The sequence below is a fragment of the Halorubrum rubrum genome (genome assembly GCF_024494685.1).
GTDB lineage: Archaea > Halobacteriota > Halobacteria > Halobacteriales > Haloferacaceae > Halorubrum > Halorubrum rubrum.
In genome coordinates, this window is sequence record NZ_JANHDM010000005.1 from 125,922 (window position 1) to 141,563 (window position 15,642).

Here is a 15,642-nt window from a genome sequence, read left to right on the forward strand (position 1 = left end):
ATGAGCACCGAAGCAGAGAGCGTCGGACGCGAACACGAGTCCAAGTGGCCGGGGCCGGTAGTCTCGCTCAGCCGGTGGCTCGAGAACCTCGGCGAGACCGCGTTCGCCTACCTGCTCTTGACCCCCGTCTTCGTCCTGCTCGGGGCGATCGCCTTCTACCCGCTGTTGCGGACGCTCGAGCTGTCGCTTTTCACGGGAGTGTTGGGCAGCGGAGAGCCGACGTTCGTCGGGCTCCAGAACTACGTCGACCTGTTCACCGGCGCGGCGAACCCGAGCCTCCCCGGATCGGTCACGTTCCTTCCCGACGTGACGACGTCTGGAGGCTTCCCGTTCGTCCACCTCGAGGGGTGGGTTCGCAGCACCCTGATCGTGACCCTGCTTTTCACGCTGGTGAGCGTCTCCTTCGAGACGATCATCGGCTTCGGGCAGGCGCTCATCCTCGACAAGGACTTCCGCGGACGGCGCTGGGTTCGCGCGGCGATCATCATTCCGTGGGCGATCCCGCTCGTCATCCAGGGGATGATCTTCTACCTGATGTTCCACCCGAGTACCGGCTTTCTGACCAGCTACCTCGCGCCGCTCGGGCTCGTGGCGGAGACGAACACGCTCAACGATCCGGCGAGCACGTTCCTGATCATCACGGTGGCCGACATCTGGAAGACGTCGGCGTTCATGGCGCTTCTCATCCTCGCGGGACTCCAGAGCATCGACCGCAACCTCTACGACGTGGCCAAGGTCGCCGGCGCGAGCCCCTGGCAGCAGTTCAAACTGATCACGTTCCCGCTCGTGTTACCCACGCTCATCATCGCCGTCCTCTTCCGGACGATCAATGCGATGCGGATCTACGGGCTGATCGACACGGTCTCGAGCTGTACGACCGTCCCGTCGCTGTCGTGTATGGTCGTCGAGACGTTCTACTCGAGCCGGGGGCTCTCCTCCGCGATCGCGTTCGTCACCGCGGGGATCGTCGGGATGATCGCCTCGGTCGTCATCTACCAGCGGTACAAGGAGGGGTTCTGAGATGGCAACCATCGACGGATCGAACGACTCGACGGAATCGGAGGGCGGACCGCTCGCGCGGTGGACGAAGAGCGTGATCGAAGACCAGGAGAAACGCGACCGGCTCTACCGGGCGCTGTTCATCGTCGCCGCCGGGTTCTTCCTGGTCACGACGCTGTTCCCGTTCTACTGGCTTCTCGTGTTGGCGCTGACGCCGACGAGCCAGATCCTCACGGGCGACTGGTCCCTCCCGATCATCGGGGTGGAGTTCCCGCACCCGCAGGGATTCAACGTGTACGCGTTCGTGGAGATGTTCGAGCAGGTCCCGTTCCACCTGTTCATGTTCAACAGCTTCGTGCTCGCGATCTCGACGACGGTGATCGTCCTCGCCGTCGCCACCCTCGCCGGGTACGTCTTCGGTCGGCTCGAGTTTCCGGGACGGGGCGTCCTCATGCTCGTCGTGTTGATGATCTCGTATTTCCCTCCGGCGGCGTTCCTCGTGCCACTTTTCGACGCGTTCCTCGGAAACGCCGTCGTGATCCCGTTCCTCGGGATCGAGCTCTTCGAGTCGCCGCGGCTGGTGAACACTCCCGCGAGCATGGTGTTGCCGTTCAGCGCGCTGTTCTTGCCGCTCGCGATCTTCATTCTCACGACCTTCTACGCACAGATCCCGGACGGGCTGGAGGACGCCGCGAGAGTCGAGGGAACGACCCGGCTCGGCGCGCTCGTCAGGGTCATCATGCCGCTTTCGGCGCCGGGGCTCGCGACCGCGGCCGTGTTGACGTTCATCACGGTCTACAACGAGTACTTCTTCAGTTCGATCATGGCGCTGGAGAACAGCCCCGAGAACTGGTCGCCGCTTCTCGGCGGTATCCTGAGCTACCAGACGCAGTACACGACGGAGTTCAACCTCATGGCGGCCGCGAGCATCGTCGGAGTGTTGCCGATCGTGATCATCGTCATCGTCGCACAGGAACGGATCGTCAGCGGACTGACTGCGGGCGGATTAAAGGAGTAAATCCATGGCCAACTTAACACTCGAACACGTCACGAAACGCTACGAGGACGTCACGGCGGTCGACGACATGAACCTCGACATCGACGACGGGGAGTTCATCTGTCTCGTCGGCCCGTCGGGGTGCGGGAAGTCGACCACGATGGAGACGATCGCCGGACTCACGAAGCCGACCGAGGGGACGATCACCATCGGAGACCGGGACGTCACGTCCCTGCCGCCGAAGGACCGCGGGGTCGCGATGGTGTTTCAAAACATCGCGCTGTTCCCGCACATGGACGTCTACGAGAACATCTCGTTCGGGCTCCGGCTCCGCGACTACGACCAGGAGGAGATCGACCGGCGCGTCGAACACGCCACCGACGTCGTCCAGCTCGAGGGGATGCTCGACCGGATGCCCGAGGAGATGTCGGGCGGCCAGCGCCAGCGGGTCGCGATCGCGCGGGCGATCGTCCGCGAGCCGGACGTCTTCCTCATGGACGAGCCGCTCGCGAACCTCGACGCCAAGCTGCGCGTCCACATGCGCACGGAGCTCCAGCGGCTCCACAAGGAGCTCGACACCACCATCATCTACGTCACCCACGACCAGGCGGAGGCGATGACGATGTCCGACCGGATCGCCGTGATCGACGGCGGCGAGCTCCAGCAGATCGATCCGCCGCTCGTCTGTTACAACGAGCCGGCGAACCTCTTCGTCGCCGGCTTCATCGGCTCGCCGTCGATGAACCTGCTTCGGGGGAAGCTGACCGCGAACGGGGTGGAGACCGACGACTTCTCGCTCGATATCGACGTCGACGGCGTTCCCGGCGCGTCCGCCGGCGACGACGTGACGGTCGGGATCCGCCCCGAGGACGTCTATCCCACCGACACGCAGGGGGCCATCTCGACGCCGTCGGACCCCATCGAGGTGACCACGGACGTGCTCGAGCCGATGGGCGATCAGATCTTCGTCTACCTCACCTTCGACGAGACGAGCTCACAGACGATGACGGGCGACGCGACCGGCTCCGACCAGCTGTTGATGAGCGTCGATCCGGACCGCGACATCGCGGAGGACGAGCAGATGGAGGTCGTCTTCGACCGAACGAAGGTCCACCTCTTCGATAACGCCTCGGGCGACGCGTTGGTCCACGGCGTCGAGGACCTCACGAGCTCGGGGTTCGAGACGCGGGTTCCGGAGAGCCACTCGGGTGAGGGCGATGAGTAACGTCGTCGCCTTAGTCTACTACGGCGGGATGACCGTCCTGTTCTTCTTTTGGGCCTACGGGATCGTCTCGTTCCTGCTCGACGTCAAGAACAAGCTGATTCCGGGGATCCGCGACTACCGGGCGGGCCGGAAACGGCTGAAGGAGGAGGCCGAAAAGGAGGAGGAGCGGGAGTCGCGGGAGCGACAGCTGTACTGACTCGGCTCCTCGATCCCCCCTTTTCACCCGTCCTCTCCCTTCACCCATCTCCTCTTTTCCCCGGCAACCGACTCGGGAAGTCGCCAGAGGGAAGTGCCGTCCGACGCTGTATCTAGCATGCCGATCCCTCGCGACCCGGTCGACGCCATCGGACGGTACCTCGATCGCTGGGGGATCATCGACGCCGAGCGGTTCCGCCCCACGCTCGATCTCGCCTGGCCGCGCGTGGTGACGGGGTTCGCGATCATGTCCAAACAGACCGCCGACCTGGCGATGGTCGGGATCGCCATCGGCACCGCCGGGACGGCCGGGCTGGCGTTCGCGCTCGGCTACTGGAGCATCGTCGTCCTGTTGGGGCTCGGGCTGGCCGGCGGGACGGTGAGCCTCGTCTCGCAGAACTACGGCGGCGGTCGGACGGAGCGCGCCTCGCGCGTGGTCACGCAGAGCGCGCTGCTCGCGGCGGCGATGTCGCTGCCGATCATGGGGATATTCGCGGCGTTCGCGCCCGAGCTGATCGGCGTCCTCGGTGCCGAGCCCGACTCGCTCCGGTACGGCACGGTGTACCTGCTGTACGTCACGCCGGCCGTGCTCTTCGAGACCCTGAACCTCATCGCCAGCCGGACGTACACCGGCGTGGGCGACACCTTCACCGAGATGGTCGCCCGGACGGGCGGCGCGGTGCTCAACGTCGTGCTCAGCGCGCTGTTCATCTTCGGGCTCGACATGGGCGTCGCCGGCGTCGCGCTGGGGACGACGCTCTCGACCGGCGCGGTGACGGTCGTCCTCGGGTGGGGGATGTTCGGACGCTCGTACGGGAGCCTGGGGATGGAGCCGAGCCCGGTCCCGATCGCCGTCACCGGCTCGGTCGTGGACGCGGCGATCGTCAGACAGCTGCTCGAGGTCTCCGCCCCGGAGATCGGCCGGCGGCTCGCACAGGGACTCGTGGTCTTCCCGCTTCTGTGGGTCGCCTCCTCGTTCGGGCCCGTCGTCGTCACGGCCTTCGAGGTCGCACGGCGGGTTCGCGCGATGATAAACAGCGTCAACTGGGGGATGTCGCTGGCGTCGAGCTCGCTCGTCGGCCAGCGGCTCGGGGCCGACGAGGAGGAAGAAGCCGGGGCCTACGGCGCGGAGATCATCCGGCTCGCGATGGTGATCTACGTGGCCCTCGCCGGCGTCGTGATCCTGCTCGCGTCGCCGCTCGCGGAGCTGTTCGTCTCCGGCCCCGAGGAGGTCGCCGCGACCGCGGCGTTCATCGGCGTCGCCGCCGTGAGCGCCGTGGGACTCGGCCTCGACGGGACCGCCTCGGGCGCGCTCGTGGGGGCGGGCGACACCCGGTGGCCCTTCGTCGCCTCGCTGCTCGGGCGGTACGCCTTCGCGCTCCCCGCGGCGCTCGTCGGGCTCGTCACGCCGCTCGGCGTCGTCGGACTCTACCTGGCGCTGATCTTGGAGCCGTTCGTTCCGGGACTGATCAACTACGGGCTGTTCCGGTCCGGCCGCTGGAAGGTCGTCAGCCGGCGCTACCGGTCGGGCGCGGGCGGCGACTGAGGAGCGGCGGCCGCGCGGTCCGACACGCTTCGACGGGAACGATCCCTACGACGAGAACGACGCCGCGACGGTCGAGACGTCGGCGAACGCCGTGTCGTCGAGGTCGGTCACGTCTTCCACGAACGCCTCGAGTTCGGCGACGAACGGGGCGCGACCGGCACACTGCGGGTGTAACAGCAGCGTCAGAACGCCCTCCTCGACGTGGTCGCGCATCCAGTCCAGCTCCGTCCGCCAGCGGTGGAACACGTCGGGTTCGTGGCCGTAGGAGACGAACTGCGGGTCGGACGCCACGGGAAAGAGCTGGAGCCAGTCGTCGCGGTGCCACGGGACCGGGACCGTCACGACGTCGGTCCGCTCGCCGCGCCGGTACGGCCGGTCGGGCTCGACGGTCCCCCGTTCGCGGAGATAGTACGGCCGGAGGTCGCGCTCGGTGCCGCTCGAGTCCCACTCGAAGCCGAACTCCCGGAGCAGGTCGACGGTGTGTTCCGAGAACCCCCCGGCGGGGTTGCGAAACCCGGTCGGCGTCTCGCCGGTCAACTCCTCTATCGCCTCGATCCCGCGGACGAAGTCGCGTCGCTCGGCCTCCCTGGAGCCGAAGGAGGGGAGGGGGTCGTGGCTCCAGCCGTGGTGTTGGATCTCGTGGCCGCGGTCATGGATCGCGCCGGCGGCCTCGGGAAAGCTCTCTATCGTGTGTCCCGGAACGAACCACGTCGAGGGGACGCCGGTCCGGTCGTGGAGGTCGAGTAGCCGCGGGACGCAGGTCTCGGCCCCGTAGACGCCCCACGAGCGGTACTCCGGCATCCCGGCGCTCGTCCAGCCGGCGACGGCGTCGAAGTCGTACGTGAGACAGACGCTGTGTGACATACCGCCTGGTCCTCGGCGGAGAGCATAAACCTTCGAGGATCGGTCGGCGGGGATCGGTGGGAGCGTCGGGTCGGCGGGGATCGGTGGGAGCGTCGGGTCGGCGGGTTCTCCGGGATGGGGGCTCGACCGGTCAGTTCACTCCTGTGCGTCGACGACCGCGACGCCGGCCAGGTTGACGATGTCTTTCACCTCGTCGCCGCGCTGGAGGACGTGGACCGGCTCGTCCATGCCGACCAGCATGGGGCCGATGGCCTCCGCACCGCCGAGCCGCTGGAGCAGCTTGTACCCGATGTTGCCGGCCTCGAGGTTCGGGAACACGAGCACGTTCGCGGCCTCGTCGAGCTCGGAGAACTCGTAGGTCCCGTTGAGGATCTCGTCGACGACGGCGGTGTCCGCCTGCATCTCCCCGTCGACCGGGAAGTCGACCTCGGGGTCGTCGTGGAGGAGTTCGACCGCCTCCCGAGGCTTTCGGGTGCCCTCGTTGTCGACGCTCCCGAAGTTCGAGTACGAGAGGACCGCCGCGCGCGGCTCGACGTTGAATCGCCGGGCGAGGTCGGCGGTGTGGCGGGTGATCTCCGCGAGCGTCTCCCGGTCCGGGTCCTGGTTGACGGTCGTGTCCGCGCAGAACACCACCCGGTTCTTGAACGTCAGCATGTAGACGCCGGCGACCGTGTCGGTGTCGGCGGCGGAGCCGATCACCTGAAGCGGCGGCCGGAGCGCCGACGGGTAGTGGTGGGTGAGCCCGGTCAGCATCGCGTCGGCGTCGCCCGCCTTCACCATGACGCTCCCGAGGTAGTTCGTGTCCCGCCGGACGAGCTCGTTCGCCTCGCGCCGGGTGATCCCCTTTCGCTTCCGGAGCTCGTGGAGCCGGTCGCCGTACGCCGTGACGTCCCGCTCGTCGGGGTCCACGATCTCCGGCCGGAACGAGAGCCCGAGCTCGTCGGCCGTGCGGGCGATCTCGTCGGCGTCGCCGAGCAACACCGGCTCGGCGATCCCCTGCTCGGAGAGCTGGTAGGCCGCGCGGATCATCTTCTCGTCGGTGCCCTCGGCGAGCGCGATCCGCTTCGGGTCGCTTTTCGCCTTGTTCAACACGACCCGCATCATCTCGCGGGACTTGCCGAGCCGCGCCTCGAGCCGCTCGCGGTACCGCTCGAGGTCGATCTCGGTCCGCGCGGAGCCGGAAACCATGGCCGCCTGCGCGACCGCGGGCGCGACCTCGAAGAGCACGCGCGGGTCGAGCGGCTTCGGGATGACGTAGTCGGGGCCGAACTGGAGCGGGTCGTCGCCGTACGCCTTCACGACCGCGTCGGGGACGTCCTTCCGGGCCAGCTCCGCGAGCGCCTCGGCGGCGGCGCGTTTCATCTCCTCGTTGATCTCCGTCGCGCGCACGTCGAGCGCGCCGCGGAACAGGAACGGGAACCCGAGCACGTTGTTCACCATGTTCGGGTAGTCGGACCGGCCCGTCGCCATGATCACGGTGTCGTCGCGGGCGGCCTTGGCGTCCTCGTAGGTGATCTCCGGGTCCGGGTTCGCCATCGCGAAGAGGATCGGGTCCGACGCCATCGACCGGACCATCTCCTGGGAGACGATCCCGCCGACCGAGAGGCCGACGAACACGTCCGCGCCCGCCATCGCGTCCGCGAGGTCGCCGCCCGCCGCGTCGCTAGCGAACTCCCGTTTGTACTCGTTTACCTCCCCCGCGTCCGCCCGCGCCTCCGTGATGATCCCCGAGGAGTCACACATCGTGATGTTCTCGCGTTTCGCGCCGAGCGAGACGTAAAAACGCGCGGTCGCGATGGCGGACGCGCCGGCACCCGAGAAGACGATCTCGAGGTCGGCGAGGTCCTTGTCGACGATGTCGGTCGCGTTCATCAACGCCGCGCCGGAGATGATCGCGGTCCCGTGCTGGTCGTCGTGGAAGACGGGAACGTCCATCTCCTCGCGGAGGCGCTCCTCGATCTCGAAGCACTCGGGCGCCTTGATGTCCTCGAGGTTGATCCCGCCGAAGGTCGGCTCCATCGCGGAGACGGCGGTACAGAACGGGTCGACCGCCTCGATGTCCAGCTCGATGTCGAAGACGTCGATGTCGGCGAACCGCTTGAACAGGACGCCTTTCCCCTCCATGACCGGCTTCGACGCGGCCGCGCCGATGTCGCCGAGCCCGAGCACGGCCGACCCGTTCGAGACGACCGCCACCATGTTCCCCTTCGCCGTGTACTCGAAGACCGACTCCGGGTCGGCCGCGATGTCCCGACACGGCGCGGCGACTCCCGGAGAGTACGCCAGCGAGAGGTCTCGCTGGGTGTTCGTGGGCTTCGTCGTCGAGATCTCGATCTTCCCCGGCGGGTCCCGCCGGTGGTACTCGCGTGCGTCGTCGTCCAATCCCATGGGTACCTCCTTTCGGGAACGGAGTAAAAAGCTATCCGTACCCGTCGAGAGTTACTTTCGACACGCGTCTAACCCCTCTCACGCCACCAGGCGACCGGATCCGCGAGATCGGGCCCGGATCGATGTCGGCCGTGTGTGCCGATCCGCTCGCGCCCCGCGTGCTCACCGATCCGATCCGAAGGGGTCGTCGGATCGGTCCTCGGGATCGCGGCCCTCGTCGGCGGACTCCCACGGGTCCGACTCGTCCCAACCCTCGGATCCCTCGGGGCTCCCGCCTCCGTCGGGACCACCCGAATCGACGGCGTCGTCGGATCGACTCGACCCGCCGTCACCGCCGCCATCGTCGCCGCCCGAACCGTCCGAATCGCCCGAACCGCCCGGCGCGTTCGGGTCGATCTCCCGGTCCAGCATCGCGAGGTCCGGGTCGATGCCGCCGAGCGTCGAGACCTCGTAGGCGATCAGGTAGGTCCGGGTGAGGAGCCGGACGGGGAGAAGCAGGATCAAGAGCGCGAGCAGCGCGACGACGACGACGACCGCGAGCACCGCGAGCCCGGCGGTCGTTCCGGTCACCGCCGGCAAGCCGCCCAGCAGCCCGCCGGCGATCAGCACGGCGACGCCGGCGAACACCGCGACGAGACCGCCGACGAAGAGGAAGACGAAGCTCTCCGCCACGGAGATGCCGACGCCCAGGAAGAAGTGGACGACGAGATACAGGAGGAACTCGACCCACGACCCGCGAAGCGTCGGGCGGAACCGCCCCCACCCCGCGAGGACGCCCTCGTCGCGGAGGACCATCACCGGAACGACGAACTCGTAGGTGAACCGGAGCACGAAGAGCACGACGACCGCGAGCAGGACCGCGAGCGCCACGAGCACCCCGATCCCCCAGGTCGGAAGGCCCGCCACGGCCGACCCCAGCGCGTCGGCGGGTCTCCAGCCGACGTCCACCTCGGTCAGCACGGCGACGACGACTGGGATCGCCAGCAGTAGACTGATCAGCGTCGAGAAGACGAACAACCCGAGCGCCTGTCGCAGGCGGTCGACGAACGGCCGCCAGAGCCGGACCTCGTTCGTGCGAAGCGCGTCGTAAAACACCAGCCGCAGCGAGAGCGACGCGATCGAGACCGCGACCGCGACGACGACGATGACCGCCGCGATCGCGACGAGGAGCGTCACGTCGACCGCCTCAAGTCCGACGTCGCCCCGGAGTCCGTTCGGGCCGAGGAGCGGTTCGCCGCTCGGTCCCGCCGTCGGCCCCCCGACCGGATCTCCGGGACCGGTCGTGAACTCGGAGTCCGGGAAGAACGGGACCGAGACGTTCGTCTGTACGCCACCTCCCATCAGGAGGACGAGGAGGGCGAGCTTCGCCCAGCGAACGGGGCTGAACGGGAACAGGAACCGGCGGGTGGCCTCGACCGCGTCGTCCACGGCGTCGACGGCGCTCCAACTCATGTCCGGCCGTTTCACGGGCCTGCCATATATATCATCTTCACGCGAGCCCGTCCGTGTCTCCGGGTCGCATCCCCGCGCCGATGGTCTCGGGCCACGCCGACGGGACCGATCCGCGGCCGAGACCCGCAGTACTTTACCCCGGAGGTGACCAAGGCCCGCGCATGAAGGTCCGCGGCGAACGCGAGTGTCGCGACTGCGGGAGCCGCTGGTCGTACTACGAGACCGGGAGCGTCGAGTGCCCCGACTGCGGGAGCCTCAGGAGCGTCGGGACCGCGGACCGCGCGCTCCACACCGACGCGCCCGTCTCCCTCGATCTGAGCGCCCACCGTGCCCGGTTCGGCGAGGCGCGGGGGACGCTCCCGGCGGAGGGCGTCGACGAGTTGAAACGTGACCTCCGCGAGTACGTCCGCAAGCGGGGATTCGTCCGCGGCGGCGACCTCCGGCGACTGGACGACACGTACCTCGCGGCGCGCGAACTGCTCGAGGCGGTCGACGTCCACGACCGCCTGCGCGACCCGACGGACGCGGACCGGGAGTACCTCCTCGCGCTGCTCGCCGGCGCGGCGGAGGGCGACCGGCCGGCGACGACCGACGTTCCGGAGACCGCGCGCGAGGCCCGAGGGATGGCCGCCGCTCGCGCCGTCGAGGAGTACCGCGAGGACCTCTCGACGTTCCTCGACGCGCTGGTGCGTGACGGGGCGGGCGACGACGAGCGGTCGGTGACGGTCTCCGACGCGAGCGGCGACCCGACGGGGCGCGTCGCGCCGGCGCGCGACGTCCTCGAACGCCTCCGCGATCGAACGAAACGCGTCGAGGCGCTCGGCGGCGACGTCGCGCCGGCAACCGCCGACGCCCTCGTCGAGGCGGCCAACGCCCTCGGCGACTACGTCCGGACCGGCGACGGCGCGTCCCTCGACCGCGCCCGCGATCGGATCGACGAGATCGGATCGTAGGGCCGGATCGGAGCCGGTCCGACGAGATCGGATCGTAGAGACGGAGCGGAGTCGGTCGGACCGGAGTCCGCCGCCGATCCGCTCCGCCGGCCGCCCTCTCAGGCCTGATACTCTCGGGCGTACGTTCAAGCGTCCGGACCCGAACCGCCGACCATGCCCGAGTTCGACGTCCACGAGCACCGACACGCGCTGAAACAGCTCCGTGATGCCGGCGACACGAGCCTCTGGGAGAACCGGAAGGCCGTGGCGTGTCCGGCCTGTGGGGAGCCGTTCGACCGGCTCTTCACGACTCGCCAGTCCGCGACGCGGTTCCCCGAGAACGACGGGGCGCGCTTCTGTCTCGTGCGCGAGGCGGACGCGATCCACGTGTTCCGGCACTGAGTTCGATCCGTGCCGGCACCGAGTTCGATCAGTCCTCGGCGACGGGATCGACATCCGGCGCTGGTTCCTCGATGTATCGGTTCGCCCACGTGCCGCGGGAGAACCACGCGACCCCGACGATCGCGCCGAGCACGTTTCCGAGCGCCATTCCGACCCAGACGCCGGTGGCGCCCCAGCCCGCGACGAACACGAGGTAGCCCACGCTGGCGACGCGGCCGACCCAGAGGGTGAGCACCGAGATCACCATCGCGGTCTTCGTGTTCCCCGCTCCGCGGAACGCCCCGAGGATCACCTGCGAGACGCCGATGAAGGCGAACTCCACGGACCGGATCCGGACGTACTCGACGGCGTTCGAGACGGTCGCCGGCGCGTCGGGCACGTCGCCCAAGAAGACGGAGACGATCGGCTCGGTGAACGCCACCGCGACCACGGCGACGAGGAACATCACGCCGGCCCCGGTCGTCGCGGCAACTCGCACGGCGCGGCCCGCGCGGTCGGCGCGGTCCGCGCCGAGGTTCTGTCCGACCATCGTGTCGATGGCGCGGCCGAGCCCCATCGCCGGGAGGAACACGAGCGAGATGAGCCGGTTTCCGAGCCCGTAGGCGGCGACGACTGGCGGCGAGAAGGTGACCACCATCGCGGTGAGCGTGATCATCGCCAGTGCGCTCGTCGTCTGCTCGACGCTGGAGGGCAACCCCAGTCGGAAGACGTCCTCGATGACGCCGAGGTCCGGCCGCAGGTCCGCGATCCCCACGTCGGGGCCGAGGTCGGTCGCGAACAGCGCCCAGATCCCGATCCCGGTGGCGACCCCGCGGGCGGCGATCGTCGCCAGCGCGGCACCCGCGACGCCGTACCCGGTGAACCCGGTCGCCGCGAGCAGCGACGTTTCGAGCCCGACCGGATCGAGCGCCGCGACCCCCGGCAGCGACGCGAGCCAATCGAAGAGCGGGTTGTTCGCGAACCCGAAGATCAGGAACGGGTCGAGGAGGACGTTCAGGAGCACGGAGACGAACATCACCGCCATCGGGGTCCGGGTGTCGCCGTACCCCCGCATCAGCGCCGAGAAGACGAAGAAGCCGAACATCAGCGGGATCCCGAGGAAGACGACCTCCATGTAGTCGGCCGCGAGCGGGATCACCGTCGCCGCGGTCTCGGCGTCGCTCGGAAGCAGCGCCAGCGCCGGGCGGGTGTAGAAGTAGCCGCCGATCCCGATGAACGCGGAGAGGACCGCCACCGTGAGGATCGTCTGTCCGGCGACGAGTCCCGCCGATTCGTCCCCCTCCGCGCCCGTGTACTGCGCGACGAGGATCGCGCCCGCGGTGGTGAACCCGCCCGCGACCGCGATGAGCAGGAATATCAGGGGGAATGCGAGGCTGATCGCGCCGACGGCCTCCGCCGAGAGTCGGCCGAGGTACAGCGTGTCGACGACGTTGTACGTCACCTGGAGCAGCTGGATGACGACGACGGGCCACGCGAGCCGGAACAGCGGCCGGAGCAGGCCGCCCTCGGTGATCGAGTCCTCGCCGGACCCGTCGCCGTCAGGGACGTCTCCGGAGGGGGTGGAGGGCTCGTCGGTCACTGTGTGATAACCGCTCAGTCGACGTATCAGGCTTCCGATCGCGGAACTCGGGGCCTGACGGGACTCCTCACGACCGTTCGTCCTCGTCGATCGATCCGGACTCGGGGGACGATTCGGACGCGGGCGTCACGTCGGAGTCGTCGGGCGGGTCGGGCTCGGTCGCGGACGCGGGGGAGCCGTCGGGATCGACAGCCGCGTCGGAGTCGTCGGCCGCGTCGGGCTCGCCGGCCGTCTCGCGGACGCCGACCTCGGCGACGCCGGAGGTGTCGTCGAAGACGAGGTGGCGGTGCGGGTACGCCATCTCCACGTCGGCGTCGGCGAGGCGCTCGCGGATGTTGATGTTCACGTCCGACTGGACCTTCCCGAGCTTGTACGGCTTCTTGACCCAGTAGCGGAGCCGCAACGACACGCCGTCGTCGCCGAACTCGTGGATCCGGCAGTCCGGGCTCGCCGTGTAGCGGGCTACCCCGATCCGGATGTCCGGGCCGCCGTCGATGACCGCCTCGCAGTCGCGGGCGGCGCGCTCGATGAGCCGACGCGCCTCCGTCACGTCGCACTCGTAGGTGACGAGCACGTCGATGCTGCGCCGGGTGCGCTCGTCCTCCGCGGAGTAGTTGGTCACGTCGCGCTCGCGCATCGCACCGTTCGGGACGACCCGGAACGTGTTGTCGAGGGTGAACACCTTCGTGTACCGGATGGTGATGTCCTCGACGAACCCCTGTGTTCCGTCGTCCAGTTCGATCATGTCGCCGATCTCGAACGGCTGGTCGGCGAGCACGAACACGCCGTTGATGAAGTTCCCGACCAGCGGCGCGAGGATGATACCCACCACCGCCGAGAGGACGGCGGTCCCGATCAGCAGGTCGGTGAACTGGAACCCCACCACCCAGAGCCCGGTGAGGAACGCGGCCACGATCGTGCCGACACGGACGCCGCGGACGACGGTCTGTGCGACGCTCTGCCGCGAGAACCGTCGCGCCACCGGCCGACCGATGACCCGAACGATGATCCGTGCGAGCGCCGCGCCTGCGACGACCGAGAGGACGACGACGAGCAGCCGCACCCCAGGGATCGCGGCGAGCCACGAGGACCACTCGACGATCGGGGCGGTGCCCGCCGATTGTGCCATACCTCCACCGCGTCGTCCACCCGAAAAAGCGTTTCCTCCGGGAGGCGGACGCCGGCGCTCGGCGGGCGTCGTTCGGTCCACCGATATCCACGCCGGCCGACGACGACGCTACCCGATCCACCGGTCTGAGGCGTACACTCCGCCGCCGACGACCACCAGGACGACCCCGACCGACGCGACGCCCAGGCCGACGACGAAGCCGGCGAATCCGGGACCGAAGTCGTCGACGTGGCCGGTGACGTACACGCTGTAGAGCGTGTCGCCCCGCCAGATCGGGGTCGGGAACCGGTCCACGTACGGATCGTTCACGCCGGGTCGATAGCCCGGATCCGCCTCCGTTGACCCGTTCACCACCTCGTCGACCGTCCGCCGCTCGGCCGCGGAGAGGTCCGCGTATCGGGGGGCCTCCTCGGCGACCGCGTCCGCGACCGGGACGAGCGAGACGGACTCGGCGCGGACGGTCGAGCCGTCCGCCGCGACGGTCAGTCGGTAGTATCCCTCGGTTCCGGCGTCGCTGTCGCGGACGAAGGCGTACTCGGCGTCGATCGCCTCGAGATCGGCGCGAGCGCCGGGGTCCGACACCGTCGCCGACCCGGTCGCCATCGCCGACTCCAGCGCCCGGCGGGTGGCGTTGACCGACCGGTACTCGTCGCCGTGACGGGCGGTGAGCCGGTAGTCGGCGAGCGCGACCGCGTCGCCGTGGCGGTCGACGAGCCGCTCCCGGTCCGACTCGTTTCCGAGGTCGATCGGTTCGGCCGCGTATACTTGGGAGGACTGTGCGGGCGGGGACGTGGCCTCCGCCGCCAGGCCGAGGTACTGCGGTGCCGGGAGACACAACAGCCCGACGGCGACGAGCAGGAGGGCTACTCGGCGGCGATCCATCGGTGGCGGAGTTCACGCCTCCGTTTCAAGTGTCTTGTGGGGACCGGACGTCCCGACGGGACCCTCGACGATCCCGCGGTGGGCGACCGGCGTCGGGGCACCTCATGGGAAACCATAACATCGGTCCGGTCGAAGTCGGACGCATGCCCGACCCGCACGACCGCGACGACGACACCGCCCTCGATGCGATCGACACCCCGCGCGACCGCGACGACGACGACGACGACACCCCGATCGGCCGCGGCCCGCCCGCCCCGAGCCGCGAGACCTTCGGTCGTCGGGCGACGTTCAGCGTCACTCACGAGTCGACGCCGAGCGAGACGCTCATCGCGGGCTTCTCCTCGTACGGTCTCGCCGGACTCACCGCCGTCGATTACCTGATCGAACACCTCGAATTGGAGGTCAAAGGCCACGTCACCGCCGAGGGGCTCCCCTCGATCACGCCCTTCAAGAAGGGCCGACCGCGCCACCCGACCCGGCTGTACTCCGCGGACGACGTCGACGTGACCGTCCTCGTCGCCGAGCAGTTCGTCCCCCCCTATCTGGGCGAGTCGCTCGCGGAATCGGTCCTCGAGTGGACGGCCGCGAACGACGTCGACGAGGTCGCCGTCCTCGCGGGCGTTCCGATCCCGCACGGCCCCGACGCCCACCGGACGTTCTACGTCGCAACGGACGACTACCGGGAGTCCCGACTTGCGGACGCGACGGTGCCGCCGATGGAGTCGGGCTTCCTCGACGGCGTGAACGCCGCGCTGCTCGAGCGAGGGATGGACTCCCCGCTCGGCGTCGGCCTGTTCGTCACGCCCGTCCACGCACAGGCCCCCGACGTTGAGGCGGCGGTCAGGCTCGTCGAGACGGCGACCGACCTCTACGACCTCGACGTCGACGCCGGCCCCCTCGAAGCGTTCGCGGCCGAGATCCGCCGCCACTACGAGGACCTCGCCGAGCGGATCGAGGAGCGCGAGCCGGAGGGTACCTACGACCGGATGTACATGTAAGCCGGCGTCCGCGCGGTCGTCGACGTATCCGTCTCCAGAATCGCGTACAACTCA

General features: G+C 68.9%; 14 protein-coding genes. 8 read left to right on the forward strand and 6 right to left on the reverse strand.

All coding sequences use genetic code 11. The annotated features are described in order from the left end of the window. The 5 genes from NO889_RS07385 (at nucleotide 1) to NO889_RS07405 (ending at nucleotide 4,962) form a co-directional block, all read left to right on the forward strand. A complete protein-coding gene (locus tag NO889_RS07385; RefSeq protein ID WP_256411647.1) occupies nucleotides 1–1,020 on the forward strand; it encodes a carbohydrate ABC transporter permease in 1,020 nt (339 codons plus the stop codon). Between the two features lies 1 nt (nucleotide 1,021). After that, nucleotides 1,022–2,017 (forward strand): carbohydrate ABC transporter permease, encoded by a 996-nt coding sequence (locus NO889_RS07390; RefSeq protein WP_256411648.1) that lies wholly within the window; start codon nucleotides 1,022–1,024, stop codon nucleotides 2,015–2,017. 4 nt (nucleotides 2,018–2,021) lie between these two features. Next, nucleotides 2,022–3,221, forward strand: a complete 1,200-nt coding sequence (locus NO889_RS07395) for an ABC transporter ATP-binding protein (protein ID WP_256411649.1) — start codon at nucleotides 2,022–2,024, stop codon at nucleotides 3,219–3,221. Continuing rightward, complete coding sequence (locus NO889_RS07400; protein ID WP_256411650.1) at nucleotides 3,214–3,417, forward strand: DUF8005 family protein; 204 nt, start codon at nucleotides 3,214–3,216, stop codon at nucleotides 3,415–3,417. Before NO889_RS07395 ends, NO889_RS07400 begins: the two co-directional genes overlap by 8 nt. A 117-nt stretch (nucleotides 3,418–3,534) precedes the next feature. Further along, on the forward strand, nucleotides 3,535–4,962 hold the full coding sequence (locus tag NO889_RS07405) for an MATE family efflux transporter (protein WP_256411651.1): 1,428 nt from the start codon (nucleotides 3,535–3,537) through the stop codon (nucleotides 4,960–4,962). Nucleotides 4,963–5,007: 45 nt separating this feature from the next. On the opposite strand, the gene NO889_RS07410 is transcribed toward NO889_RS07405, so the two are convergent. The 3 genes from NO889_RS07410 to NO889_RS07420 form a co-directional block, all read right to left on the reverse strand. Next, the gene (locus NO889_RS07410) at nucleotides 5,008–5,826 is read right to left on the reverse strand and encodes a polysaccharide deacetylase family protein (RefSeq protein WP_256411652.1); all 819 of its coding nucleotides are present in this window, start codon (nucleotides 5,824–5,826) and stop codon (nucleotides 5,008–5,010) included. 135 nt (nucleotides 5,827–5,961) lie between these two features. Next, nucleotides 5,962–8,214 (reverse strand): NADP-dependent malic enzyme, encoded by a 2,253-nt coding sequence (locus tag NO889_RS07415; RefSeq protein WP_256411653.1) that lies wholly within the window; start codon nucleotides 8,212–8,214, stop codon nucleotides 5,962–5,964. A gap of 162 nt (nucleotides 8,215–8,376) precedes the next feature. Continuing rightward, entirely contained in the window at nucleotides 8,377–9,666 is a 1,290-nt protein-coding gene (locus NO889_RS07420) for a DUF7544 domain-containing protein (protein ID WP_256411654.1), read from the reverse strand. 161 nt (nucleotides 9,667–9,827) lie between these two features. Between NO889_RS07420 and NO889_RS07425 the strand changes: the two genes are divergently transcribed. Further along, nucleotides 9,828–10,619, forward strand: a complete 792-nt coding sequence (locus NO889_RS07425; protein ID WP_256411655.1) for a DUF7117 family protein — start codon at nucleotides 9,828–9,830, stop codon at nucleotides 10,617–10,619. Between the two features lie 153 nt (nucleotides 10,620–10,772). Beyond that, complete coding sequence (locus NO889_RS07430; RefSeq protein WP_256411656.1) at nucleotides 10,773–11,000, forward strand: DUF7385 family protein; 228 nt, start codon at nucleotides 10,773–10,775, stop codon at nucleotides 10,998–11,000. Nucleotides 11,001–11,028: 28 nt separating this feature from the next. Here the strand turns inward: NO889_RS07430 and NO889_RS07435 are convergent, their stop codons facing one another. The 3 genes from NO889_RS07435 to NO889_RS07445 all read right to left on the reverse strand — a co-directional run bounded on the left by NO889_RS07435 (nucleotide 11,029) and on the right by NO889_RS07445 (nucleotide 14,590). Continuing rightward, nucleotides 11,029–12,579, reverse strand: coding sequence for an MATE family efflux transporter (locus NO889_RS07435; RefSeq protein ID WP_256411657.1), 1,551 nt, complete (start codon nucleotides 12,577–12,579; stop codon nucleotides 11,029–11,031). Nucleotides 12,580–12,646: 67 nt separating this feature from the next. Then, entirely contained in the window at nucleotides 12,647–13,708 is a 1,062-nt protein-coding gene (locus NO889_RS07440) for a mechanosensitive ion channel family protein (protein ID WP_256411658.1), read from the reverse strand. A gap of 108 nt (nucleotides 13,709–13,816) precedes the next feature. Then, on the reverse strand, nucleotides 13,817–14,590 hold the full coding sequence (locus NO889_RS07445) for a hypothetical protein (protein ID WP_256411659.1): 774 nt from the start codon (nucleotides 14,588–14,590) through the stop codon (nucleotides 13,817–13,819). 143 nt (nucleotides 14,591–14,733) lie between these two features. Here NO889_RS07445 and NO889_RS07450 point away from each other — a divergent pair, with 143 nt between their 5' ends. Beyond that, complete coding sequence (locus NO889_RS07450; RefSeq protein ID WP_256411660.1) at nucleotides 14,734–15,588, forward strand: proteasome assembly chaperone family protein; 855 nt, start codon at nucleotides 14,734–14,736, stop codon at nucleotides 15,586–15,588. Nucleotides 15,589–15,642 lie beyond the last annotated feature (54 nt).

Bases quoted from the DNA above. Each gene is read 5' to 3' on its own strand.
- NO889_RS07385 (WP_256411647.1), top strand. From the start codon at position 1: ATGAGCACCGAAGCAGAGAGCGTCGGACGCGAACACGAGTCCAAGTGG.
- NO889_RS07390 (WP_256411648.1), top strand. From the start codon at position 1,022: ATGGCAACCATCGACGGATCGAACGACTCGACGGAATCGGAGGGCGGA.
- NO889_RS07395 (WP_256411649.1), top strand. From the start codon at position 2,022: ATGGCCAACTTAACACTCGAACACGTCACGAAACGCTACGAGGACGTC.
- NO889_RS07400 (WP_256411650.1), top strand. From the start codon at position 3,214: ATGAGTAACGTCGTCGCCTTAGTCTACTACGGCGGGATGACCGTCCTG.
- NO889_RS07405 (WP_256411651.1), top strand. From the start codon at position 3,535: ATGCCGATCCCTCGCGACCCGGTCGACGCCATCGGACGGTACCTCGAT.
- NO889_RS07410 (WP_256411652.1), bottom strand. From the start codon at position 5,826: ATGTCACACAGCGTCTGTCTCACGTACGACTTCGACGCCGTCGCCGGC.
- NO889_RS07415 (WP_256411653.1), bottom strand. From the start codon at position 8,214: ATGGGATTGGACGACGACGCACGCGAGTACCACCGGCGGGACCCGCCG.
- NO889_RS07420 (WP_256411654.1), bottom strand. From the start codon at position 9,666: ATGAGTTGGAGCGCCGTCGACGCCGTGGACGACGCGGTCGAGGCCACC.
- NO889_RS07425 (WP_256411655.1), top strand. From the start codon at position 9,828: ATGAAGGTCCGCGGCGAACGCGAGTGTCGCGACTGCGGGAGCCGCTGG.
- NO889_RS07430 (WP_256411656.1), top strand. From the start codon at position 10,773: ATGCCCGAGTTCGACGTCCACGAGCACCGACACGCGCTGAAACAGCTC.
- NO889_RS07440 (WP_256411658.1), bottom strand. From the start codon at position 13,708: ATGGCACAATCGGCGGGCACCGCCCCGATCGTCGAGTGGTCCTCGTGG.
- NO889_RS07445 (WP_256411659.1), bottom strand. From the start codon at position 14,590: ATGGATCGCCGCCGAGTAGCCCTCCTGCTCGTCGCCGTCGGGCTGTTG.
- NO889_RS07450 (WP_256411660.1), top strand. From the start codon at position 14,734: ATGCCCGACCCGCACGACCGCGACGACGACACCGCCCTCGATGCGATC.